Annotated in this window: 21 protein-coding genes; 13 read left to right on the top strand and 8 right to left on the bottom strand. The window is 63.7% G+C overall.

The annotated features are described in order from the left end of the window. Positions 1-3 precede the first annotated feature (3 nt). The 12 genes from OKW39_RS40655 to OKW39_RS40600 all read left to right on the top strand — a co-directional run bounded on the left by OKW39_RS40655 (position 4) and on the right by OKW39_RS40600 (position 12990). The gene (locus tag OKW39_RS40655) at positions 4-327 is read left to right on the top strand and encodes a malonate decarboxylase subunit delta (protein WP_184038621.1); all 324 of its coding nucleotides are present in this window, start codon (positions 4-6) and stop codon (positions 325-327) included. After that, the gene (locus tag OKW39_RS40650) at positions 324-1208 is read left to right on the top strand and encodes a biotin-independent malonate decarboxylase subunit beta (RefSeq protein WP_184068359.1); all 885 of its coding nucleotides are present in this window, start codon (positions 324-326) and stop codon (positions 1206-1208) included. Before OKW39_RS40655 ends, OKW39_RS40650 begins: the two co-directional genes overlap by 4 nt. Next, the gene (gene mdcE, locus OKW39_RS40645; protein ID WP_429565225.1) at positions 1205-2026 is read left to right on the top strand and encodes a biotin-independent malonate decarboxylase subunit gamma; all 822 of its coding nucleotides are present in this window, start codon (positions 1205-1207) and stop codon (positions 2024-2026) included. Before OKW39_RS40650 ends, mdcE begins: the two co-directional genes overlap by 4 nt. Further along, entirely contained in the window at positions 2026-2724 is a 699-nt protein-coding gene (locus OKW39_RS40640; RefSeq protein ID WP_429565224.1) for a malonate decarboxylase holo-ACP synthase, read from the top strand. The genes mdcE and OKW39_RS40640 overlap by 1 nt, the downstream gene beginning before the upstream one ends. Continuing rightward, positions 2724-3656: a malonate decarboxylase subunit epsilon gene (mdcH, locus tag OKW39_RS40635; protein WP_429565223.1), complete on the top strand. Its 933-nt coding sequence runs from the start codon at positions 2724-2726 to the stop codon at positions 3654-3656. Before OKW39_RS40640 ends, mdcH begins: the two co-directional genes overlap by 1 nt. A gap of 431 nt (positions 3657-4087) precedes the next feature. Beyond that, entirely contained in the window at positions 4088-4183 is a 96-nt protein-coding gene (gene kdpF, locus OKW39_RS40630) for a K(+)-transporting ATPase subunit F (protein WP_090806156.1), read from the top strand. Then, positions 4180-5988 carry a potassium-transporting ATPase subunit KdpA gene (gene kdpA, locus OKW39_RS40625; RefSeq protein WP_429565222.1) on the top strand — a complete coding sequence of 603 codons (1809 nt, stop codon included), beginning with the start codon at positions 4180-4182 and terminating at the stop codon, positions 5986-5988. The genes kdpF and kdpA overlap by 4 nt, the downstream gene beginning before the upstream one ends. Before the next feature lie 85 nt (positions 5989-6073). Next, positions 6074-8158: a potassium-transporting ATPase subunit KdpB gene (gene kdpB / locus OKW39_RS40620; RefSeq protein ID WP_090810086.1), complete on the top strand. Its 2085-nt coding sequence runs from the start codon at positions 6074-6076 to the stop codon at positions 8156-8158. A 19-nt stretch (positions 8159-8177) separates the two neighbouring features. Next, positions 8178-8762: a potassium-transporting ATPase subunit KdpC gene (gene kdpC, locus OKW39_RS40615; protein ID WP_187631712.1), complete on the top strand. Its 585-nt coding sequence runs from the start codon at positions 8178-8180 to the stop codon at positions 8760-8762. 76 nt (positions 8763-8838) lie between these two features. Further along, on the top strand, positions 8839-11667 hold the full coding sequence (locus tag OKW39_RS40610; protein ID WP_429565221.1) for a DUF4118 domain-containing protein: 2829 nt from the start codon (positions 8839-8841) through the stop codon (positions 11665-11667). After that, positions 11664-12377 carry a two-component system response regulator KdpE gene (gene kdpE, locus OKW39_RS40605; RefSeq protein ID WP_090806163.1) on the top strand — a complete coding sequence of 238 codons (714 nt, stop codon included), beginning with the start codon at positions 11664-11666 and terminating at the stop codon, positions 12375-12377. Before OKW39_RS40610 ends, kdpE begins: the two co-directional genes overlap by 4 nt. Positions 12378-12573: 196 nt before the next feature. Continuing rightward, on the top strand, positions 12574-12990 hold the full coding sequence (locus tag OKW39_RS40600) for a universal stress protein (protein ID WP_429565220.1): 417 nt from the start codon (positions 12574-12576) through the stop codon (positions 12988-12990). A gap of 69 nt (positions 12991-13059) precedes the next feature. Here the strand turns inward: OKW39_RS40600 and OKW39_RS40595 are convergent, their stop codons facing one another. From OKW39_RS40595 to OKW39_RS40585, 3 genes are all read right to left on the bottom strand, one after another. Continuing rightward, entirely contained in the window at positions 13060-13356 is a 297-nt protein-coding gene (locus OKW39_RS40595) for a cation:proton antiporter (RefSeq protein ID WP_429334046.1), read from the bottom strand. 559 nt (positions 13357-13915) lie between these two features. After that, positions 13916-15013: an extracellular catalytic domain type 1 short-chain-length polyhydroxyalkanoate depolymerase gene (locus OKW39_RS40590; RefSeq protein ID WP_429565219.1), complete on the bottom strand. Its 1098-nt coding sequence runs from the start codon at positions 15011-15013 to the stop codon at positions 13916-13918. A 45-nt stretch (positions 15014-15058) separates the two neighbouring features. Beyond that, on the bottom strand, positions 15059-15484 hold the full coding sequence (locus OKW39_RS40585) for a CopG family transcriptional regulator (RefSeq protein WP_429565218.1): 426 nt from the start codon (positions 15482-15484) through the stop codon (positions 15059-15061). A gap of 546 nt (positions 15485-16030) precedes the next feature. On the opposite strand from OKW39_RS40585, the gene OKW39_RS40580 reads away from it, so the two are divergent. Continuing rightward, positions 16031-16840, top strand: coding sequence for a class I SAM-dependent methyltransferase (locus tag OKW39_RS40580; RefSeq protein ID WP_090806167.1), 810 nt, complete (start codon positions 16031-16033; stop codon positions 16838-16840). Between the two features lie 20 nt (positions 16841-16860). Here the strand turns inward: OKW39_RS40580 and OKW39_RS40575 are convergent, their stop codons facing one another. The 5 genes from OKW39_RS40575 to OKW39_RS40555 all read right to left on the bottom strand — a co-directional run bounded on the left by OKW39_RS40575 (position 16861) and on the right by OKW39_RS40555 (position 24808). Continuing rightward, entirely contained in the window at positions 16861-19614 is a 2754-nt protein-coding gene (locus tag OKW39_RS40575; RefSeq protein WP_429565217.1) for an HAD-IC family P-type ATPase, read from the bottom strand. A gap of 45 nt (positions 19615-19659) precedes the next feature. Then, positions 19660-20607 carry a polyphosphate kinase 2 family protein gene (locus OKW39_RS40570; protein WP_429565216.1) on the bottom strand — a complete coding sequence of 316 codons (948 nt, stop codon included), beginning with the start codon at positions 20605-20607 and terminating at the stop codon, positions 19660-19662. 423 nt (positions 20608-21030) lie between these two features. Continuing rightward, positions 21031-22128: a galactofuranose ABC transporter, permease protein YjfF gene (gene yjfF, locus OKW39_RS40565; RefSeq protein ID WP_018420772.1), complete on the bottom strand. Its 1098-nt coding sequence runs from the start codon at positions 22126-22128 to the stop codon at positions 21031-21033. Beyond that, complete coding sequence (locus OKW39_RS40560) at positions 22125-23168, bottom strand: ABC transporter permease (RefSeq protein ID WP_090806172.1); 1044 nt, start codon at positions 23166-23168, stop codon at positions 22125-22127. Before OKW39_RS40560 ends, yjfF begins: the two co-directional genes overlap by 4 nt. Next, complete coding sequence (locus OKW39_RS40555) at positions 23165-24808, bottom strand: sugar ABC transporter ATP-binding protein (protein ID WP_429565215.1); 1644 nt, start codon at positions 24806-24808, stop codon at positions 23165-23167. The genes OKW39_RS40560 and OKW39_RS40555 overlap by 4 nt, the downstream gene beginning before the upstream one ends. Positions 24809-25000: the final 192 nt, after the last annotated feature.

Genomic DNA, 25000 nt, shown 5'->3' with positions numbered 1-25000 from the left:
CTCATGGAACATCTGACCTTCGACTATCCGGCGCAACGCGCCGTCACGACCCGCGCGCACGTCGGCGTGGTCGGCTCGGGCGATCTGGAAGTGCTGCTGTCGCCTGCCGCCGCCGATCCAGGCGGTTCGGCGCTCGCCGCGCACGTGGTGGTGCGCACCAGCGTCGACGGCTATAGCCACATCTGGAAGAGCGTGCTCGACCGCTTCTTCACGCGCTACGACGGCGCCGCGCACATCGAGATCAACGACTTCGGCGCGACGCCGGGCGTGGTCGCGTTGCGGCTCGCCGAAGCGGTCGAAGCGGCCGAGGAAGGAGACAGCGTATGAGCACGAGCGCCAGCGTACATAGCGCGCCGCTGCTGCGCGAAAGCTTCATCGAACTGCCCGCGCGCGAGCGCGCCCGCTCGCTGCTCGACGCGGGCAGCTTCCGCGAACTGCTCGGACCGTTCGATCGCATCGGGTCGCCGTGGCTGCCCTTGCAGGGCATCGTCTGCCAGGCCGACGACGGCTGCGTGATCGCGCGCGGCACGATCGACGGCGAACCGGCGGTAGTCGCCGCGATCGAATCGGCGTTCCAGGGCGGCAGCATCGGCGAAGTGTCGGGCAGCAAGATCGCCGCGGCGCTCGAGATGGCGCTACGCGACTGCGAGCGTGGCAAGCTCGTGCGCCCCGTCGTGCTGTTCGAGACCGGCGGCGTGCGGTTGCAGGAAGCGAACCTTGGGCTTGCGGTCATCGCCGAGATTCAGGCGGCGATCGTCGCGTTGCGCCGGCGCGTGCCGGTGGTCGGCGTGATCGCGGGCATGGTCGGCTGCTTTGGCGGCATGTCGCTCGCGGCCGCGCTGTGCTCGTATCTGATCGTGACGAAGCAGGGACGGCTCGGCATGAACGGACCTGAAGTGATCGAGCAGGAAGCCGGTATCGAAGAACTCGATGCGAGCGATCGCCGTCGCGTATGGCAACTGATCGGCGGCGAGCAGCGCGTGGCGAGCGCGCTCGCCGACACACTCGTCGACGACGATGCCGAGGCCGTGCGCGCCGCCGTACGCGCCGCGTTCGCGCAAGGCGTGCCGGCCACGCATCGCAGCGAGCAGGTCGACACGTTCTTGCAGAGGCTCGCGCGGATCGATCCGGCGAGCGTCACGCCCGAGACGCTGCGTGATGTGTACAACCCGCAAGGGCGCGATGCGTCGAACAAGGAGCAGGCATGAACGACACGACACTCACGCGCGGCGCGCGCTGGTTCAATGCACTTGCCGGCGAACCGTCGAGCGCGGCGCCCGTCTGGAGCGGCGATGCGCCGCTCGGCGGCGACACCGCGCGCTTCATCACGGTCGTGCCCGATCCCGCGAACCGTTTTCCGCGCGCGACCACCAACGTGGTCGGGCTCGAACAAGGCTGGCAACTCGCGCGCGCGGTGCGTGAAGCAATCGAAGCGGATGCGGGTGTGGACGCCGGCACGCGCCGCCCGATCGTCGCCATCGTCGACGTGAAGAGCCAGGCGTACGGCTATCGCGAGGAAATGCTCGGCATCCACCTCGCCTGCGCGGCCGCCGTCGACGCCTATGCGAGCGCGCGCGACGCCGGCCATCCGGTGATCGCGCTGATCGTCGGTCCGGCGATGTCCGGCGCGTTCCTCGCGCACGGCTATCAGGCGAACCGCATCGTCGCGCTCGACGCGCCCGGCACGATGGTCCACGCGATGGGCAAGGAAGCGGCCGCGCGCGTCACGCGCCGCACGGTCGAAGAACTCGACGAACTCGGCGACACGATCGTGCCGATGTCGTATTCGATGGCGTCGTTCGCGAAGTTGGGGCTGCTCGATCAGTTGATCGAAGGCATCGACGCGGACGCACCCGACGCGGCACAGATCGAGCGCGTGCGCACGGTGCTGGTCGAGCAGATTCGCAGAGCGCGCGAGGGGGATCGTACGCTCGCGCGTCGGCTGGAATCGGCGGCGGCGCGGCAGACTCGCGCGGCGTCGATCGAGGTGCGGCGGCGTCTTGCCGAACAATGGGATGCCGTGTGATGCGCGTGTGTGCGGCTGCGCCCTTCTCCACCGTGCACGCCACGTCGTGCGACGCGCGGTGGCGGCCGCATGATCTGCTGCGCTTGCGGCGGCTGGACTTGCCCGATGACGAACCAGCGTGGGTTCGCGACGCGTTCGAACGCGCGCCGTATGCGGTCGTCCGGCGCGCGCTCGCCGCTGATGGTTTCGTCGCGATCGGCGTACGCGGTGCGAAGCGAGCGCAACGCTACGGCACATGGGTGCATGCGGACGATATCGTCGGTGCCGTGCCGCCGGAATCGCTCGCGCAGACGCAAGCCGATGCTGGACGTGATGCATTGCCCTCGTTCGTTGCACTGCTTTCGTTGCAACGTGATTCGGGCGGTCCGCTTGGTGGATTCGCTTGGGGACCTATTGGCAGCACCGGCTTTGAACTGGCGACGCACGTGCCGACTGTCAACGAAACGAGCGACCTCGATCTGTTGATCCGCGTGCCGCAACCGCTGGCGCTGAATGTCGCGAGTGCTTTGCTGGAGCAACTGCAAACGCTCGCGGCGCATATCGGTATCCGCATCGATGCGCAACTCGAAACGCCCGCGGGTGGCGTGGCGCTCGCGGAATGGGCCGCGGGCAAGGCGCGCGTGCTTGCCCGCGATGCGAGCGGCCCCCGCTTGATCGCTGATCCGTGGGCGGCGGTTGCTCACAATGGCATTGCCTGATGCTCGCGCTTCTGTTCCCCGGCCAGGGTGCGCAGAGCGAAGGCTTTCTGCATCGACTGCCGCAGCATCGCGCGGTACAGGACACGCTCGCTGAAGCCTCCGACGCACTTGGCATCGACGTGCTGACGCTCGACTCAGCCGACGCTTTCGATTCGACGGTCGCGGTGCAACTGGGCTTGACCGTCGCGGGCGTCGCGATCATGCGCGCGCTCGCCGATGAAGGATTGGCGGCGGAGATCAGCGCGGGACTGTCGATCGGCGCGTATGCGGCGGCGGTCAGTTGTGGCGCGGTGGCGTTCCGCGACGCGCTGAAGATGGTGCAGCGACGCGCCGAGCTGATGGAAACCGCTTATCCGGCGGGCTATGGTCTCGCGGCCGTCTCCGGCTTGAGCGAGCAGCAGGCGGAAACGCTCGTTGCACAGCAGGCCGCGGAGCAACGGCAACGCGTGTATATCGGCAACGTCAATGCACCGCGCCAGATCGTGATGGCCGGCGCGGACGATGCGCTCGACGGGTTCATCGAACGCGCGCTCGCGGCCGGCGCGCGCAAGGCCACGCGGCTCGCGGTCAGCGTGCCCTCGCATTGCGAATTGCTCGCGCGTGCGAGCGACGAACTGCTGGCGTACTCGCGCACGTTGCATGTTGAAAGACCGCGCGGTGTTTATATCGGCAATCGCGGTGGACGCCCGTTATATACGGCCGATGCGATTCGCGAGGATCTTGCGACCAATATGCGTTACACCGTGCGCTGGTTCGATGCGCTGACCGTGATGCAGGAAATGGGCGCGCAGGTGCTGGTCGAGGCGCCGCCGGGGCAGGTGTTGACAGATATCGTGAGGGAGAATTTTTCTGAGGTCAGTGCGCTGGCTGCGAGTACATTGCCGTTTGACAGGTTGGTGGGGACGGTGCGCAGGCGGTTGGAGCGTGGCTGACGGGGTGTGCTTTGCGGTGTGCGAACTCTGCTCAGAAGAATCATTCCGGCAGCCTCAGACAGATAAAGGTCGCGTCTGGTCCATGCTGCTTCGGCGCGCCCGGAGAAAAGAGCTGCCTGCGCCTGACGCAGTCCGGATCTGCGCAAACGGCTGACGCCGAACCCGGGGAGGACGCGCATCGCGCAGATCGCCTTGACTGGTGTTCCTTCGAGGCGAGAACCGGATCCCGTTTACATATTTTTTATACCCCAGCACGTGGTCTTACCACGGCGTTTACGCCCTCTTTCATAGGCTTGATCTTGGAAAGATCCGTCATGGGAGGGCATCGTCATGGATCTGGTTTACCTCATCGCCATCGCCGCATTCGGGGGGCTGGTCGCAGCGCTTGCGGTCGGCTGCGACAAGCTCCGCCGCGCCCCCGGAGGCCGTCCATGACTTCCTGGATGACGTGGCTCGCCGCAGTGTCGACGCTCTTACTGTTTGTCTACCTCGTGTACGCCCTGCTGCGAGCGGAGGCCCTCGAATGAACGCCAATAACCTGTTTCAGACAGGACTCTATATCGTCGTGCTGATCGCGCTCGCGATTCCGCTTGGCCGCTACATGACCAGCGTGCTTGACGGCTCGTCCGTCGTCGTGCGGCGTATCGGAAGGCCGCTGGAGGCGGTCTTATACAAGCTCGCTGGCGTCAATCCCGAAGCCGAAATGGCATGGACGCACTATGCCCTCGCCTTGATCGTTTTCAATGCGCTCGGCGCGCTGGCCGTGTACGGATTCCTGCGCCTCCAGCAATGGCTGCCGGCAAACCCGCAGGGTTTCGGCCCGATGACCCCCGACGCTGCATTCAATACGGCCATCAGCTTTGTGACCAATACGAACTGGCAGGATTACACGCCGGAGTCGACCGTCAGCTACCTGACGCAGATGGCCGCGTTAGCCGTTCAGAACTTTTTTTCGGCCGCCACCGGTATTGCCGTCGTCGTAGCGCTGATCCGCGGCTTTGCACGCCATACGACGAAAACCATCGGCAACTTCTGGGTCGACCTCACGCGCATCACGCTTTACATCCTCGCGCCGCTCGCGACGGTCATCGCGCTCGTATTCATCAGCCAGGGTGCGATCCAGAACTTCGAGTCATACAAGGACGTCGCCACGCTGCAGGTCACGACCTACCAGACGCCCAGGACTGATGCCCAGGGCAACCCGGTGAAGGATGCGAAGGGCAATCCGGTCATGGTCGACAACAAGGCCGACAGGCAGACCATCGCCATGGGGCCCACCGCATCGCAGGAAGCGATCAAGATGCTGGGCACCAATGGGGGCGGCTTCTTTAACGCCAACTCCGCGCACCCGTATGAAAACCCAACGCCGTTCGCGAACTTCGTGCAGATGATCGCCATGCTGGTCATTCCGGCCGCGCTGTGCCTTGTGTTCGGTCGCATGGTGGGCGACCAGCGCCAGGGATACGCCATCCTCGCCGCGATGACGATCGCCTTCGCGGCCGCCTGCTGGGTGGAGATTTCCTCCGAGCAGGGCGGCAATCCGCTGCTTGCCTCGCTGCATGTGGATCAAACCGCGTCCGCCTTGCAGCCGGGCGGCAACATGGAAGGCAAGGAGACGCGCTTCGGCATCGCGCAGTCGGGGATCTTCACCGTTGCGACGACGTCGGCTTCATGCGGCGCGGTCAATAACATGCACGATTCGCTCACGCCGATCGGTGGCATGGTCCCGCTACTGCTGATTGAACTTGGCGAAGTGATCTTCGGCGGTGTGGGCTCCGGGCTATACGGGATGCTTGTGTTCGCGTTGCTCGCGGTATTCGTCGCCGGGCTGATGATCGGCCGCACGCCCGAGTACGTCGGCAAGAAAATCGAGTCGTACGAGATGAAGATGGTGTCGATTGCCGTGCTGCTCACGCCATTACTCGTACTGTTAGGCGCGTCGGTTGGTGTGCTGACGGCAGCGGGTGTGGCTGGAATCGCCAACCCCGGTCCGCACGGGTTCTCTGAAATCCTCTATGCGTACAGCTCGGCCGCGAACAACAACGGCAGCGCATTCGCCGGCCTGTCGGTCAATACGCCCTTCTACAACGTGACGCTCGCGATCGCGATGTGGTTCGGGCGCTTTGGATCGATTGTTCCGGTGCTTGCCATCGCCGGTTCGCTCGCGGGCAAGAAGCGCATTGCCGTTACCGCCGGTACGCTGCCCACGCATGGCCCGCTGTTCGTCGTGCTGCTGCTCGGCACCGTGGTACTGGTCGGTGCGTTGACCTATGTGCCCGCGCTCGCGCTCGGCCCGGTCGTCGAACACCTGATGATGATCTCGGCTCACTGATTCCGAGGACAGCATGACTACACATACCCAACCGCCTGTCCATCAGCCGGGCAATATCGGTCAGGCGCGCACCGCGGCCAGGTCGATGTTCGATCCGACGCTGGTTCGCCCGGCAATCGTGGACTCCTTCAGGAAACTCACGCCGCGTACCCAGCTGCGCAACCCGGTGATGTTCTGCGTCTACGTCGGCAGCCTCCTGACGACGATCCTGTGGTTTGCTGCGCTCGCCGGCCAGGCCGAGGCGCCTGCGGGGTTCATCCTCGCGATCGCGCTGTGGCTGTGGTTCACGGTGCTCTTTGCGAACTTTGCCGAAGCGCTGGCCGAAGGCCGCTCGAAGGCCCAGGCCGCGTCGCTGCGCAGCGCCAAACACAATGTGGTGGCAAAGAAACTGCAGGAGCCGCATCCGAAAGCGCCGATCCGCATCATGGCCGCGAACGATCTGCGCCGCGGCGACGTCGTGCTGGTCGAGACAGGTGACGTGATCCCGGCCGACGGCGAAGTGATCGAAGGGGTGGCGTCGGTCGACGAATCGGCGATCACCGGCGAATCCGCACCGGTGATCCGCGAGTCGGGCGGCGACTTTTCATCGGTGACGGGTGGCACGCGCGTGCTGTCCGACTGGATCGTCGTACGCGTCAGTGTGAACCCGGGTGAAGCGTTCCTTGACCGCATGATCGCGATGGTCGAAGGCGCGAAGCGTCAGAAGACGCCGAACGAAATTGCACTGACGATCCTGTTGGTCGCGCTGACGCTGGTTCTGCTGTTCGCTACCGCCACGCTGCTGCCGTTCTCGATGTTCTCCGTCGAAGTGGCAAAAGCCGGCCACGTCGTGACGATCACCGCGCTCGTTGCCCTGCTCGTGTGCCTGATTCCAACGACGATCGGCGGCCTGCTGTCGGCGATCGGTGTTGCGGGCATGAGCCGCATGATGCAGGCGAACGTGATCGCGACCTCGGGCCGTGCTGTTGAAGCCGCCGGCGACGTAGACGTGCTGCTGCTCGACAAGACCGGCACGATTACGCTCGGCAACCGTCAGGCCTCGGCCTTCATACCGGCACCGGGTGTCACGGAGGAAGCGCTCGCCGACGGCGCACAGCTGTCGTCGCTTGCCGACGAGACGCCGGAAGGCCGCAGCATCACTGTGCTCGCGAAGCAGCGTTTCAACATCCGCGAGCGCGATATGAGCTCCTTGCACGCGACCTTCCTCGCGTTCAGCGCGCAGTCGCGGATGAGCGGCGTCGACCTGTCCCCCAAGGGGACTTCCTCCGGGACGCCGGGCCGCGAGATCCGCAAGGGCGCGGCAGAAGCGATCAAGCACTACGTCGAAATGCACGGCGGGCAGTTTGCATCCGAGGTCGAGAGCGCCGTGACGGATGTCGCGCGACGTGGCAGCACACCGCTCGTGGTGGCGGAAAAACACGGCGACGTAGCGCGCGTGCTGGGTGTGATCGAGCTGAAGGACATCGTCAAGGGCGGCATCAAGGAACGTTTCGCCGAACTGCGCCAGATGGGCATCAAGACCATCATGATCACCGGCGACAACCGGCTGACCGCCGCGGCGATCGCGGCCGAAGCGGGCGTCGACGATTTCCTCGCCGAAGCCACGCCGGAGGCGAAGCTCACGATCATCCGCACGCATCAGGGTGAAGGACGCCTCGTCGCGATGACCGGCGACGGCACCAATGATGCCCCCGCACTCGCGCAGGCCGACGTCGCGGTGGCCATGAATACGGGCACGCAGGCGGCTAAGGAAGCCGGCAACATGGTCGACCTCGACTCCAACCCGACGAAACTGATCGAGATTGTCGAGATCGGCAAGCAGATGCTGATGACGCGCGGGTCGCTCACGACATTCTCGATTGCCAACGACGTCGCGAAGTATTTCGCGATCATCCCGGCGGCGTTCGCGACGACCTATCCGCAGTTGCGGGTGCTCGACGTGATGCATCTGAGTTCGCCGGCCTCGGCAATCCTGTCGGCAGTGATCTTCAATGCGCTGATCATCGTGGCGCTGATCCCGCTTGCGCTCAAGGGCGTGAAGTACCGACCGCTGGGGGCTGCCGCACTGTTGCGCCGCAACCTGCTGGTCTATGGGCTCGGCGGAATTCTGCTCCCGTTTCCGTTCATCAAGCTGATCGACATGATCATGTCCGCGTTTGGCTGGGTTTGACACAAGGAGCGCAAACATCATGAAAAACCTGATTCGCCCCGTACTTGTGCTGTTCGTCGTACTGACCGTGATCGCGGGGGGCATTTATCCGATTGCTGTGACGGCCATCGGACGTATGGCGTTTCCACACCAGGCGAGCGGCAGCCTGATTGAGCACAACGGCAAGGCAGTAGGCTCCGCCTTGATCGGCCAGCAGTTCGACGCACCGTACTATTTCTGGGGACGCCTGTCGGCGACCACACCGAACCCTTACAACGCGCAAAACTCGGGCGGCTCGAACCTTGGTCCGACCAACCCCGCACTCGCTGACGAAATCAAAGGTCGCATCGATGCCTTGAAGGCAGCGGGCACCGACATGTCGCAACCGGTACCGGTGGATCTTGTGACGTCCTCAGCCAGCGGTCTCGATCCCGAGATCAGTCCCGCTGCGGCGGCCTATCAGACCGCACGCGTTGCCAAGGCCCGCGGGCTGACGACCGACCAGGTCACCGAACTGGTTGCCCGCTCTACGTCCGGGCGGCAGTTCGGCATTTTTGGCGAAGCGCGCGTCAATGTGCTGAAGCTCAACCTCGCGCTCGACGACCTCAAACCCATGCACGGATGATGTGCTGCCAACGTGCGTCTGGCGGGAAGGTGGGCGGGTCTGACGTCTGCCGCCGGCCGTTTATGGGAGACACTCGATGGACCGCCCCGACCCAGACGAACTTCTGGATAGGATCCAGCGGGATAAAGAGAAACAGCAGCGTGGCCGCCTGAAGGTCTTCTTTGGCGCGTCAGCGGGCGTGGGGAAGACGTTTGCGATGCTGCAGGCCGCCCGGCGGCAGCACGAAGAAGGCGCCGATGTGGTTGTCGGGATCATCGAGACCCATGGCCGCAAGGAAACCATCGCGCTGCTGGATGGTCTCGAGATACTGCCGCTCGCGCGCCACGAATATCGCGGCCACCAGCTCTCCGAGTTCGACATCGACGCCGCGCTCGCCCGCAGGCCAAAGCTCATCCTCGTCGACGAGCTCGCGCACTCGAACGTGCAGGGCGCGCGGCACCTGAAGCGCTGGCAAGACGTCCACGAACTCCTCGACGCGGGCATCGACGTCTACACGACGGTCAACGTCCAGCATCTCGAAAGTCTCAATGATATTGTCGGTCAGATCACGGGTATCCGGGTCTGGGAAACTGTCCCCGACCGGGTGTTCGATGGCGCCGACGAGGTCACACTAGTCGACTTGCCCGCCGAAGAGCTGCTCGACCGGATGCGAGACGGCAAGGTCTACCTGCCCCAGCAGGCCGAGCATGCCGTGCGTAACTTCTTTCGCAAGGGCAACCTGATTGCGCTGCGCGAACTGGCGCTGCGCCGTACCGCGGATCGCGTCGATGCGCAGATGCGCGAGTATCGCGCCGACCAGTCTATCGAGCGTATCTGGCAGGCACGCGAGCGGCTCATTGTGTGCGTCGGACCGGGGCCGGAAGCGCCAGTGCTGGTGCGCGCCGCTTTGCGGCTCGCCACGAGCATCAAGGCCGACTGGATAGCCGTGTATGTCGAGACGCCGAAACTGCAGCGCATGCCGGACGACTTGCGCAAACGAACGCTCGATGCGTTGAAGCTCGCCGCCGAACTCGGTGCCGAAACTGCCACGCTCGACGGGACTGACGCCGCACAAACGCTCGTTGCTTACGCCCGCATGCGCAATGTGTCCAGGTTGGTTGCCGGCGCGTCAGCGCGGGGACGCTGGCGGCGGCTGATCGTGCCGCCGGTCGGCGAGCAACTCGTGCAGAACGCGCGCGACATCGACGTCACGCTGATGAGCGCGACCCCGGAGCGTGAGGGCCGGAATATGCGAACCGGTGCTCCGAGCTTTGCTGTGGCGCCCGGAGGCGGCGGGCGCTTGAAGCCGCAAAGCTATTTTTACGCCCTGGCAATCTGCGGAGGAATCACAGCCGTTGCGTCAGCCTTTCTCCACCATATCGCTCTGGCGAACCTGGTGATGCTGTATCTGCTCGGCGTGATCTTCGCGGCCGCGCGACTCGGGCGCGGGCCGGGCGTGCTGCTGTCGTTCCTCAGCGTGGCGGCATTCGATTTCTTCTTCGTACCGCCGCAGATGACATTCGCGGTTTCGGACACGCAATACGTGCTGACCTTCTTCGTGATGCTGCTGACTTCCTTGACAATCAGTCATCTGACGTCGAGCCTGCGCCGTCAGGCGCACATCGCGACCATGCGCGAACGGCGCACCAGTGCGATGTACGCCATGTCACGTGAACTGGGCGCGGCGCTGACGACCGGGCAGATCATCGAGATCGGTACGCGGCACGTCGGCGAAGTGTTTCACGCGCGCGTCGCGATCCTGCTGCCGGACAGCGCAGAGAAGATCTGGCAGAAAGTCGAAGAGCCTAACCCTGCTGTCATGCTGGACGCACAAGCGCTCGACCTCGATATCGGTCAATGGGTGTATGACCAGCAAAAACCTGCCGGACGTGGCACGGATACGCTGCCCGCCACGGACGCGCTGTACCTGCCGCTAAGGGCACCGATGCGCACGCGCGGCGTGCTCGCGATGATATCGGAGCAGACTTCGGATCTGGCGAGTCCAGAGCAGCAGCGGATGCTCGATGCGTTCGCCGCCCAGATTGCGCTGGCGCTCGAACGCGTTCACTACGTGGAAATCGCGCAGGACGCGCTCATCAACATGGAGTCCGAACGACTGCGCAACTCCCTGCTGTCGGCGATCTCACACGACCTGCGCACGCCACTGACCGCAATCGTCGGATTCGCGTCGATGCTTGCCGAACAGGACAAAAGCGGTGTGCCTGTGAGAACGACCAGCGAAGTCGTCGACGCAATCCACGAGGAGGCGCTCAGGATGAATGGTCTTGTCACGAACCTGCTCGACATGGCACGCCTCGAAGCGGGTGGCGTGCGCCTGAACCGGCAATGGTCGATGCTCGAGGAGGTCGTCGGCGCGGCCCTCGGCGCTTGCCGGCGGATGCTCGCCGGGCGCCCAGTCCGGGTGCATGTACCGCCTGATCTGCCACTGCTGCAGCTTGATGCGGTGCTGATGGAGCGGCTCTTTGTGAATCTCTTCGAGAACGCGGCGAAGTACACGCCACCGGGGACGCCGCTCACGATCGATGCCACGCCGGCCCATGATGGCGGCCGGAAATATGTGAAGGTCTGCGTCGACGATAGCGGGCCCGGCCTGCCGCCGGGCATGGAGACGCGCGTGTTCGACAAGTTCACGCGCGGCGAGAAAGAATCGGCGAAGGCCGGGATAGGTCTTGGCCTCGCGATCTGCCGTGCCATTGTCGAGGCGCATGGCGGCAGGATCGGGGCCGAGAATCGTACCGGCACAATGGGTAAGATCATTGGCGCGCGCTTCTGGTTCATGCTGCCCGCCGATGAGACCCCGCCGGCCGAAGCGCCACCCGCAGAGCTATGGCCCGACGATGGAGAGCAGGCGGCGTCAACAGGGGGCGCCTTCCCGGCACCGGCCGTCGATCCGGCAAAACCATGAGCGAGCCGACGGTCACCGTTGTTCTGATTGAAGACGACAAGCACATCCGTCGTTTCGTTCACACGGCACTGGAAGCGGATGGCATGAGGGTCTTTGATGCCGAAACGGGGGAGCAAGGGCTGGCGCAGGCCGCAACACGGCGGCCTGATCTCGTCATCGTCGATCTTGGTTTGCCGGATATGGACGGCATTGACGTGATTCGGGAACTGCGTAGCTGGTCCACTGTGCCGGTGCTCGTGCTAACGGCGCGAACCCGGGAGGAGCATAAGGTCGCGGCGCTCGACGCCGGGGCCGATGACTACCTGACCAAGCCGTTCGGATTGCCGGAACTGACTGCGCGAATCCGCGCCCACCTGCGGCGGCGAACCTGCGGCGGCAGGACGGGGTCGACCAAAGTGCATTTCGGCGCTGTCACGATCGATCTTGCTGAACGGAGGGTAACGCGCGACAGCCAGATCGTCCATCTTACCCCGATCGAATACCGGCTACTGTCGGCGCTTGTGTCACGCGCAGGATGGGTGCTGACGCATCGACAGCTACTTCAGGAGGTGTGGGGCCAAACGCACGCTGATAACGACCACTATTTGCGAGTCTACATGGGGCACCTGCGCCAGAAACTCGAACGTGATCCGGCGCAACCAGAGTACATCATCACGGAGACCGGCGTAGGCTACAGACTGGTCGGAGCGAACGACTATCAGGGGCAGTAGCATGCAATCCCCACGGAAGCGTCGATTCAGGGGGAAATTGCGCTCAGAAGTGCTGCCGTCATGTTTGCACCGTGTTCGAGACGTCGCGTTGACGGGATTTTTACGTGTCCTGCGTATAGTTTTGCAACTCATTGACACGCTCTGTGCTGAAATGGAAGTGTCAAAGTCGGTCTGCTGGCCGAAATCGGAGTACTCAATGTTACGGTTGCTGATCCCCGTAGTCGATAGCGGCGGTGCCGTACAGGCTGCCCGACACGCCGCATTTCTGTATCTGGAACACTGCGTGTCCGAAGTCGAACTGCTTGAAGTGCTTGAGCCTATTGACGAAGGGCGTGCGGCAGCGTTTCACTCGCGCAGCGCACTGCGTCGCCATGAGAAACACATAATGCTCGACGCGCTGATCCAGACACGCTCAGTCCTTGAGGATGCAGGCGTTCCGTACAAATGGAAGCGGGTGTTCGGGCACGGCGCAAGAGCCATTGCCGCCTATGCTGCAAAGACTCAACCGGATGTCGTCGTGATCGACGCCAGCCATTTCGGTTTCTTTCGCAGACTGACCATGCTCGCCGGGTTATGGCGCGTGACTACCAGACCGGTAACCATGGTTCACTAGACTGCATGCGTGAGCGCAACGATGAGGATGAAAAGCAGGCGTGCATGAAACTTTTGAGGCCCTGCATCTTTAAACGACACCCAATCGCCTTAGTAGCGGCGTCATCGTGGCGCCCTGAACGAAGATTGAAAAAGCAACCACGGCAAAACACACAGTAATGATTTCTTCGCGCCGTGGTAGTCCGGGCGGCAATCCCATCGCGAGCGCCAAGGCCAAGGCACCGCGTAGCCCGCCCCAGAACAGGATATGTTGATGCCGCACCTCGATCTGCAGCGACGAGCGCGAGAAGAGCGTGCAACACGGGTACACAGCCACGGCACGCCCCAGCATCACGACCATGATGGCGATCCCGATCGATAGCCACACGGTGTCGTATTCCCTGCGCGCTGCTCATTGACGTCAGTTGCGCCATTGCGGGACAAGTAGCTGCCGTTCTCCACCGATCGGTCTACGCAACTGCAATGTGAGGGCGAGTCACGCTCCCGATGCCAGCGATTTCAGCGTCCCGGACCCTCGCCCACCGAATGCGGAGGACGGTCAAACTATCTGCGTTGTCGAACAGTCGGCGGCGGGTCGAAAGCGCAGTTGACTGAACGCTTTCGGGCGTCCTCGCCGACCGGCCGTTCATGGCCGATGACTGCCTCATGCAATCGGCACACATCGCTCGAACTTCGCAAGGCCGCGATCGGCGACACGCGACCCGTTGTTGACGATGGACGAGCACGCGTGGATGTCTCCAATTGAATGGCAACCCGCCGTACGTTGATTGCGGCGCAAATCCGGCTTCGCCGACCTGCCGCCGAGGATTCTCACCGGAAGTGATTCATCGGGCAGCCTTTATATGCAGTTGAGCAAGCGGACTTGCTCTACATGCACAGCGGACGCCACTCCGTCGCAATCATAGTCACCACATGAGAGGCCTGCACTATTGTCGTTGCGGATGATCAAGAAAGAAGCGCAGCATTTCGGCACTCGCATCCGGACCAGTAGCGTCCGTATAACTGCCTCGTGCATTGCCGCCTGCCCAAGCGTGCCCTGCGCCATGAATGGTCCACAACTCGGCGTCGATACCGTCGCCGGAAACCAGCCGCGAGACGGTACAGGCGCGTCGGCCCGCGTCGACCCGACGCCGTTCGCTGCCGGCGTCCGGCCGTGCGTCGAACCTCTGCACGAGCCGCGTGGCATTCGCTACGTGAACGGTGGCATCCGTGTCACCATGAAAGACGATCATGGGCCGCGTCGGTGACAAGTCTGTATCGCCTTGCACGCGCCGTGCATTTCGGGGGTGCTTGCCGCCTTTCATCGCCGCGAGCGCGGAGGGTAAATTGTGCGCGCACCGTGCCGGAAGACCGGAATGCACGCCGACCGCGGCATACAGTTCGGGATACTCGGCGATCATGATCGCCGCCATCGCGCCCCCCGCGGACATCCCCGCGACGTACACGCGCGCAGGATCGACGTTGTGGGCCGAGATGATTTCGCGCGTGATGCCTGCGATCAGCGACGGCTCGCCGCGCTCGCGATGCTGATCGTCAGGTTTGAACCAGTTCCAGCACTTCGACGGATTCGCCTGCTGCGGTTGCACCGGATAAGCTACGAGACATCGATGCCGCTCGGCAAGCGCGTTCATCTGCGTGCCTGCTGCGAAATCGTCGGCGTCCTGCGTGCAGCCGTGCAGCATCACAATCAGTGGCAGCGGCTCGCCGGCGTCCCCCGCCGGCACATACAGCCGATATTGACGGCGACCGGCGGCATTCGCATACGCAAGCGTAATGAAATGTCCTCGTTCCTCCACGTCAAGGCAGTCTTCTCGCGCCTTGTGCGCGGTCGCTTCCTTGGTCTTTGCAAACGGGAAGACAACGGGCTCTGGCGTCTTGTCCCGCGACGCAGTTTCGTTCACTGCACCGACGCTTTCCCCTCGCAGTGCGCGTTGTATCGCTTCTGTCGCTTCGGCAACGCCGCGGGTACGCAGCAAAGTCATCGCTTCGTGCATTGAGTTCAGAAAGCCTTCGTTGAGTTTCATCACATTTGTCCGATTACCGGTGTTGAGGGGGTGGGCCTCGCGCGGCTAGTGGATTCTGCCGGCAAGCGCCGTCTTGACTGCGAGCGAAGCGTGAAAGGCTCCCAGCACCACGACGCTTTCGATAGTCGCGAGCGCGAGTTCCGGGGAGACATCGGCGGCAATGCTGGCCAATCCCAGGACCTGAATGTTGAGACGCTCGCGCGCGGCTCGAATCGCCTCGAGATCCTGCCTGGAGAAATGCTGCAGCCCGAGCACGAGCGAACGACGCGCAACCGTTTCCTGGACGACCCGCGCATGTAGCGCGAGCTGGTTGCGAATCGACGTTCGGATCAGGTCGGTCCGGTTCGCATAGAAGCCTTCTTCAACCAGCAGGTCGATCTGCCCGAGGTCGACCGGTCCGAGGTTGATCGTGATTTTTTCCGAGTCGCCGCCTTTCGAGCGGGGGGTGTCCAATACCGCGGGTTTCTTCATCGCACCATCCTTTCACCATCCATATGGATGGTTATAGGATGGTTTTAGACGCGCCGCAACATAAAAATTTGGGGTCGAGACGCCTTCTGGGTCGCCGCATCGCTGGTCGTGGGGGCTAGATAGAGCGCTATCGCCGGTTAACGCTGAATAAGACGGCCGGGCAACGGGAGGCTGGCACTGATGTTCGCTCGAACACAACGGATGAGCGTCAAGGCGCAAAACCATCAGAATAAGGCGCGAAATGGAGAGGTTCCCCGACCAGTTTTGACAAATTCAACTGCTATCCTTCAAAACTTGAACCCGTTCACTATCGCGGCTTTATCGAGGTAGTTGCTGCCGCAGGTCTCGCCAAGCGCAGTCCATCAGCGCTCAAAATCGGAGTAGTCAACATCCCGCGAACCTCTCAACCCCGATGTCACTCGGGCAGCGAAAGCCGGTACTGCGGAAACGGATTGCGCAGACCTCAACATGGACCAAGGATTCCCAGCATACTGGCCCGGTAGAGCCTGAAATTCGTCGTATCGTTCGCACCGCCATGAGGGAGATATGCATAAACCCATCGACACTGAAACGATCCCGAGCAATGAATTGCAGCAGGTCAAGGCGACTTATGCCAAGCTTTGCGAGGACTACATTGCACATCGTAGCGATGGTGAATACCGGGACTATGTGCAATCGGTCATTGCCAACAACGCGAGTCTCGATCGCCACGTGCGCGCGTTCGAAATTTACGCACCGTATATCAAGCGTGGCATGAAAGTGCTCGACTGGGGATGCCGGCACGCGCCAGATTCGTGCATGCTTCGCACGCTCTACCATGACATCGATATATATGGCTGCGACATCTGCAAGGATGGGCAATTCGCGGAATTCCATGAGTACGCCGGGTTATCTTTCGCATCGCTCGATCATGAATTTCTGCTGCCCTACGAAGACAATCAATTCGATGTGGTGATCGGAAGCGGTGTACTCGAGCACGTGGCCCGCGAGCAAAAGAGCCTCGATGAGCTATGGCGCGTGCTGAAAAACGACGGTTTGCTGATAATCACATTTTTACCTAACCGCTTATCGGTGACCGAAAACGCGTGCAGAGTCATGAAGAAGTACACGGGCCATAATCGGCTGTACAGTCTCAGCGACGCGAAGCGCCTGTTTCTCCGGTCGGGATTCGTACTGGAAGAATGCGGCTATCACCAGGTCTTTCCCACCTTCGCAAAAGGCATAAAGGGCGGCGGAGCGCTCAACGCCCTGGCCAATATCGGCATGAAGCTGAACCGGCCTTTCGAGCGGATACCGATCGTGAATGCAGTCTCGGCTAATCTGTTTTTCATCCTCCGCCGCGTGCATGAGATGTAGCAGGCGGCCGCCAAGGCGGCCTACCTCGCGGGATCATTGGGCAAGGCCGCGCCCTCCTGTTGCGACGTCACAAATCCTCTCAATGCAGGGGTGAGCCGGAAAACGAGCTTCTCGATCTCCACCACGAGGAAAAACAGCACGCCACCACCGACGAGCCACCCCCACGCTGACAAGGGCAGAGCCTCGGTGTGGAAAACGGCATGGAACGGGAACGTATAGGTGAACAGAAGCTGCAAGACCACGACGCCGGCTATTCCGTACCAGAGATAGCGATTGCCTGTATGGGCGCGCACGGACAGCGACGAATCGAGCAGATACCGGATGTTGAGCAGATAGAACACCTGGCCCAGCGTAATGGCGTTGACGGCGGCCGTGCGCGCCATCTGATCCGACGCCCCTTGCGACTTCATCCAGAAGAAGGTGGACAGCGTATAGATCACGAGCGCCGCGCCGACGAACAGGATGCGCCAGATGCCGAAGCGCGTGACGATCGGCCGGTCGATTGCGCGTGGCGAGCGGCGCATCACGTCTGCCTCGTGCGGCTCGAACGAAATGGTCAGGCCGAGCGCGACGGAAGTAACCATGTTGACCCACAGGATCTGCGGCGCCGTGATCGGCAGCGTGAAGGAGAACAGGATCGCCACCGCGATCACCGCGCCTTGCGCGACATTGGTCGGCAGCATGAACAGCATCGCCTTCTCGATGTTGTTGTAGACCGTGCGCCCTTCCTTCACCGCCGCGGAGATTGACGCGAAATTGTCGTCGGCGAGGATCATGCCCGCCGCCTCCTTCGTCACCTCGGTGCCCTTGATCCCCATCGCGACACCGATGTCGGCTTTCTTGAGCGCCGGCGCATCGTTGACGCCGTCGCCCGTCATCGCGACGATCTGCCGATTCGCCTGGATCGCCTTGACGAGCCGCAGCTTGTGCTCGGGACTCGCGCGCGCGAACACGTCGACGCCGCGCACGCATTCCTGCAGCGCCGCATCGTTCATCGCCTCGATCTCGGTGCCCGACACGGCGGTCTTGCCGTCGCCGATGCCCAGCATTCTTGCGATTGCCGCCGCCGTGATCTTGTGGTCGCCCGTAATCATCGTCACGCGAATGCCGCCGCCGTGGCATTCGCGCACGGCGTCGATCGCCTCTTTGCGCGGCGGGTCCATCAGGCCCACGAGGCCGAGCAGTACGAGGGTACGCGGCAGGTCCTGCGGCCCGAGGCCGCCCGTACGCAGGCCCGGGTCCGACAGCCACGCGAGCCCGAGCACGCGCTCACCTTGCGCAGCGAGCCGGTCGCCCTCCCTCGCGAAGTACTCGCGATCGAGGGGCGCCGGGCCTTGCGCCGTCTGCTGCCGGTCGCAGTGCTCGAGGATCACCTCCGGCGCGCCCTTGACCAGCAGCATCTCGCCGTCCGTCGAACGGTTCAGCGTCGCCATGAACTTGTGCTCGGACTCGAAGGGGATCGCGTCGATCCTCGGCGCGGCGGCCGTCTCGGCGGCACGGTCCATGCCCAGCTTGGAAGCGAACGGATAGAGCGCGCCCTCGGTCGGGTCACCCTCCACTTTCCATTTGCCGTCTTCCTCGAAGAGCTCGGCGTCGTTGCACAACAGCGACACGCGGCCCATCAGCTTGAGCACGTCCGGCGCGGCGCCGAGCGGCTTGCCATCGGCACTGACCTCTCCTTGGCTGGCGTAGCCGTCGCCCGTAACGGCATAGGCCGCTTCGGCCGTTACGACGGAGGTCACCATCATCTCCATCAGGGTCAGCGTGCCCGTTTTATCCGAGCAGATGCGCGAGACGGCGCCCAGTGTTTCGACCGCCGGCAGGCGGCGAATAATGGCGTTGCGCTGGGCCATGCGCTGCACGCCGATGGCGAGCGTGATGGTGATGAGCGCCGGCAGGCCTTCCGGGATGACCGATACCGCAATCCCCACGATGGCTTGGAACAGCTCGACGAAGGTCATGTGTCCGAGCCAGTGCCCCCAGGAGAAGAGCAGCACGCTGACAACGGCGATCACTGCCGTGATGACGTAGCCGAACTTCTTGATCTGGCGCAACAGCGGCGTCTCGAGCGCGCTAACCTCGGCGAGCATCTGGTTGATCCGGCCGAGTTCCGTCTGGCTCCCGGTCGTCACCACGACGCCGGTTGCCCGCCCCGACAAGACCATCGTGCCGCAGAACGCCATGTTCTCGCGGTCGCCGACCGTGGCTTTGGCGGGTACCGGCGCGGTGCCCTTCTCGGCCGGGAGGGATTCCCCCGTAAGAGCCGCTTCTTCCGTGCGCAGGTTCCTGGCGTCGACGAGACGCATGTCCGCCGGGATTTTGTCGCCCGATTCCAGTAGCACGATGTCGCCAGGAACGAGTTCCTCGGCGGGGATCAAGCGAACCGCTCCGCCACGCATCACGCGCGCTTCCGCGGACAGCATGTTGCGAATCGAGTCGAGCGCCTTCTCGGCGCGTCCTTCCTGCAGGAAGCCGAGCAGCGAGTTGAGGATGACGACGGCCAGAATGACCGAGCCATCGAGCCACAGGCCCAGCATGAACTTGACGAAACCGGCCGCGAGCAGCACGTAGATCAGAACGTTGTGGAGCTGCATCAGGAAGCGTACGACCGGCCCCCTCTTCTTGCCCTGCGGGAGGCGGTTCGGCCCATAGGTGGCCAGCCGCCCGGTCGCTTCCGTTGCATCGAGGCCCTGCGCGGGATCGACGTTGAACTGCCGTTCGATGTCACCGGCCGGCATCGCATGCCACGGCGTCGCACTCTCAACTGAGCTCATCCTCGTGTCTCCCGGTTCCAGTGATTTCGGGTCAGGGGGCCGCTCTCAATGGTCTGGATCGTCCCCGGGTTGATAGGGTCTCGTCGCGTCCACCGCTTCAGCGTCGAGCTCCTCCCTCGCGGCGGCGAGATCCTTCATCTGCTCTTGCGTGGCTTTCGGATATTCGAGGTCGAGCTTCTCGACGGCCTCGACGATCGCGGCCGCGACGATGAGGCGCGTGAAAGGTTTGTTGTCGGCGGGCACGACGAACCACGGAGCCGCTTCGGAGGCCGTCGCGCGGATCGCCTCTTCATAGGCGTACATATAGTCGTTCCAGTAGCGACGCTCGCGAACGTCGGCTGCGGAAAACTTCCAGTGCTTGTCGGGATCGTCGAGGCGATCCATGAATCGCCTCTTCTGCTCCCCGTACGACAGGTTCAGATAGAACTTGAGAATGACCACGCCCTGGCGCGTCAGATAGTCCTCGAAGCGCGCGATGTCGGCGAGCCGCTCGTCCCATATGTTGTTGCCGACCCGTGCCGGCGGGATCTTCTGCGCATGGAGCAGATGCTGATGCACGCGCACCACCAGCACCTCTTCATAGTACGAGCGGTTGAAAATGCCGATGTGCCCGCGCTCGGGCACTTTCCCGGAATAGCGCCAAAGGAAGTCGTGGGAGAGCTCCTCATCCGACGGCTGCTTGAACGAGATGACATCGCACCCCTGCGGATTGACGCGCGACATCACATGCTTGATCGTCCCATCCTTCCCCGCGGCGTCCATGGCCTGGAACACCAGAAGCACGGACCAGGAATCCTGCGCGTAGAGGATCTCCTGCTCCATCGCGAGCCATTTCGACCCTCGCTGGAGTAGTTGCTGCGCCTCTTCCTTATGCATTCTGAGTCCCACCGTCTCGCCGGGATCGAAATCCTTCAGGAAGAAATCTTTGCCGCTCGTGACGCGGAACGGATCGGTGTATGCCCGCAGCGCGTCGAGTATTTCCATGCGAACCATCGCTCTTTCTCCACGGCATCTGCATTCAGTTGCACGATTCGCGGATCGCATCGCAACCGCAGTCGTACTGTTCACAACTCTTTCTGATAATAGGTCACGCAAACGGAAACGTGCTCATCGGCAACGACGCTGCGCACCCGCGTAGCGACGGGAAACACACTGATCCTGTCGACGCCGACGCAAGGCGGTCACTATCTCGCCGATGTGATTGCGGGTCTGCTGCTCAGTGCGCTGACGATTGCAGCGCTCAAGCGCTGCATGCACCTGCTGGCGACGCGCAAATCCGCGAATGCGCCGAGCTCGCGGTCTATGCCGGTGGGAACGGCATGAGCTGGACGCTCGGCAGCGGCCGCGCGGACTAACGTGAACGCGGCGCGGCTTGCGCCGCGCCGCCGTGGTTCGAAGCGACTGGAAGACCGCGCGCTAGCCCGGCGCCCGCCCCAACACCTGCGAATCCGACGACGCCGTCGTCGACGTCTCGTCACGCCCGTGCCCATGCCCCGTCGTCGTGACCGCATTGGTGCCGCCGGGCCGACGCACCGATTTCGCGTGCCGCTCGATCAATCGCTGCAGCAAACAGAACGCGCACAGCAGCGCGCCGATCACGATCCGCGTCCACCACGAACTGAGCGTGCCGTCGAACGTAATCAGCGTCTGAATCGTGCCCAGAATGCCGACGCCGAACAGCGAGCCGACCACATAACCGACGCCGCCCGTCAGCAGTGTGCCGCCGATCACCGTGGCCGCAATCGCATCGAGTTCCATGCCCTGCCCTTGCAGCCCATAGCCCGACAGCACGTAGAACGTGAACACCGCGCCGCCAAGCGCCGAACAGAAGCCGCTCAGCGCATACACGCCGACCCGCGTGCGCGCGACCGGCAGGCCCATCAGCAGCGCCGAGCGCGGATTGCCGCCGACCGCATACACGTTGCGGCCGAAGCGCGTGAAATGGGCGACATAGATCGCGGCCGCGAGCGTCACGGCCGCGATCAGCACGTTCGCCGATACCGAACCGACGCCGACACTGAGACGAAACGCGGAGATCGCCTTGAACGTCGGATCGGTGATCGTGATCGACTGCGTCGTGATCAGAAAGCACAGGCCACGCGCGAAGAACATCCCCGCCAGCGTCACGATGAACGCCTGCAGGCGGAAGTAGTGAATCAGCGCGCCCTGCACCGCGCCGAACACCGTGCCCATCAACAGCACGATCGGAATGATGAGCCACACCGACACATGCATGTGCTCGGACAGCACTGCTTCGACGATCGTCGTCAGCGCGACGATCGAGCCCACCGACAGATCGATGCCGCCCGACACGATCACGAACGTCATGCCGATCGCGACGATCAGCAGGAACGCGTTGTCGACGAGCAGATCGAGCAACACCTGCCACGCGAAGAAACCGGTGTACATCACCGAACCAAAGCCGAACAGCGCGCAGAACAGCAGGACCGTCACCGCGATCGGCAGCGTGCGCGGATCGACCACGCGGGCGAGTGCTTCGAGAACGCGCGTCATCGTGCCACCCCGCGCGATTTGACGAGCGACGCGCCGAACGACACCGCGAGCGCGCGTGCCGCCGGCGACTGGATCACGCTGACCGCGAGCACGACGGCCGCCTTCACGACGAGCGTCGCTTCCGGCGGCACGCCGATCGAATACGTGGTGTACGTGAGCGTCTGGATGATCAGCGCGCCGAGCACCGTGCCCGCGAAACTGAAGCGGCCGCCGAGCAGCGACGTGCCGCCGAGCGTCACGGCGAGAATCGCGTCGAGTTCGAGCAGCAAGCCCGCGTTGTTGCCGTCCGCGCTACGCACGTTCGAGCTGATCAGGATGCCGGCCAGCGCCGCGGTCAAGCCCGAGAAGCCGTACACCGCGAATACGATCGCCTTCGAGCGCAAGCCGACGAGTCGCGTCGCAACCGGGTTCACGCCGATCGCGCGAATGAACAGACCGAGCGCCGTGCCCTCCACCAGGGCGGCGGTCGCCAGCACGGCTACGGTCGCGATCCATACCGAGCACGGCACGCCGAGCCAGTAGCCGCCACCGACGAACAGATAGCCGGGCGCGCCGATCGGGATGATCTGCCCGGCGGTCAGCAGTTGCGCGATGCCACGGCCCGCGACCATCAGAATCAGCGTCGCGATGATCGGCTGCATGCCGACGAACGCGACGAGCAGCCCGTTCCACATGCCGCTCAAGATGCCGACGACGAGCGCGGCCAGCAGCGCCTGCGCGATCAGCGCACCGCTCGGCACGGCCTGGGTCGCGAGTATCGTCGCGGCCGCGGCGCCCGCGATCGCGACCACCGCGCCGACCGAAATATCGATGCCGCGTGTCGCAATCACGAGCGTCATGCCGATCGCGACCAGCACGAGCGGCGCCGCGCGATTCAGGATGTCGATCGGCGCGCCGAACAGGTGGCCGTCGAGCGTGCGCAGCGCGAGAAAATGCGGATTGGCCAGCAGGTTCAGTCCGCCCAGCAACACGAGCGTCACGCATGGCCACAGCAGCGGACGCTCCACCCCGTCGCGCGCGAACCAGTTCGATAGCTTCATTCGCCGCTCCCTGCGATGAGTCGGTAGATGTTGTCCTCGTTCGATGCCTTACCGGCCACCTCGGCGATCTTGCGGCGATCGCGCAGCACCGCGACGCGATGGCTCACGCGCAGCACCTCGCTGATCTCCGACGAGATGAACAGGATGGACAGGCCGTTCGCGCACAGCGCGAGCAGCCGGTCCATGATCTCGAACTTCGCGGCGACGTCGATGCCGCGGGTCGGCTCGTCGAGGATCAGCAGTTTGGGATCGGTTGCGAGCCAGCGCGCGAGCAGCGCCTTCTGCTGGTTGCCGCCGGACAGCAGCGCGATCGGCTGCTCGGCGTCGGACGCCTTGATGCCGAGCCGCTCGATCCACATATCGGCGAGCTCGCGCGCGCGTTGCCGGCTGATCTTGCGCCACCAGCCGCGCCGCGCCTGCAACGCGAGCATGATGTTTTCGCGGATCGACAGTTCGGCGACGATGCCTTCCTTCTTGCGGTCTTCCGCGCAATAGCCGATGCCGTGGCGCACCGCGTCGTGCGGCGTGCGCAGCCGCACGGCGCGCCCTTCGACGAGGATCGTGCCGCTGTCCGCGCGATCCGCGCCGAACAGAAGCCGCGCGGTTTCGGTGCGGCCCGAGCCGAGCAGACCCGCGAGGCCGAGAATCTTGCCGGCCTGCATCTCGAGATCGATCGGCTGCAAGGTGCCGCGACGGCCGACGCCGCGCAGCTCGATGAACGGCTGCGTGGCCGTTGCTTCCGTGTGGTCTTGCGCGACCTCCTGATCGTCGGCGGCCTGTCCGTCGTGCGCCGCTTCGCGCAGACGCGCGCTCATGCGCTCGTGGCCGACCATCTTCGCGACCAGCTGATCCGCGGACAGATCGCGCGCGAGATATTCGCCTTCGCGCTCGCCGTTGCGCATCACCGTGATGCGATCGGAGATCGCATAAGTCTGCTCGATGAAATGCGTGACGAACAGGATCGCAATGCCCGATCGCTTAAGATGTCGAAGTATTTTGAATAGCTGCGCGACTTCGCTGTCGTCGAGGCTCGAAGTCGGTTCGTCGAGAATCAGCACGCGCGCATCGACGGACAACGCTCGCGCGATCGCGACCATCTGCTGCACGGCGATCGGATAGGCGTCGAGCGAGCGCGTGACGTCGAGCGACACGTCGAGGCGCGCGAGCGCTTCCTGCGCGCGCCGCTTGATGTCGGGCCAGTCGATCGCGCCGAAGCGGCGCGGCTGCCGGCCCGCGAAGATGTTCTCCGCCACCGACAGATTCGGGCACAGGTTCACTTCCTGGTACAGCGTGCGCACGCCGGCCGCCTCGGCTTCCTGCGGCGACGCGAACGCGACCACCTCGCCGCCGAGGCGGATCGTGCCGGCATCGGGTGCGAGCACACCGGTGAGCACGTTGATCAAGGTGGATTTGCCGGCGCCGTTCTGGCCCATCAGCGTATGGACCTCGCCGGGAAACAGGCGGAAGTCGACGTGTTGCAACGCCTTCACGCCCGGAAATGTCTTGCTGACGCCGGAGGTCGCCAGAATCGGTTCGCGCGCGCTCATGTCATTCTGTTGGCTTGGCGCGCCCGGCGGCGTGCCGCGCCGCGGCTGGTCCGGCTGGTCCGGCTGATTCGGTTCGGTAGCGGAATGGGTCATGGACCTCGCTCGATCGGCTATGCATGGTTCGGCAGGCCCCAGTGACATGCTCCTGCGGGCGCATGCTCCTGAAAAGAGACCGCCCGCTGCAGAAGAAAGCAGCCCGGGCGGTCAGGCACCACTGGAGAAACCTGTTCGATGCGTCCGTACTGCACATCTCCTTCGCGCCGTGAGCCCGTTGGCCCCGGCGCC

It is taken from the genome of Paraburkholderia sp. MM6662-R1, from assembly GCF_050436245.1.
GTDB lineage: Bacteria > Pseudomonadota > Gammaproteobacteria > Burkholderiales > Burkholderiaceae > Paraburkholderia > Paraburkholderia tuberum.
This window is presented reverse-complemented; position numbering and strand designations above follow the sequence as displayed.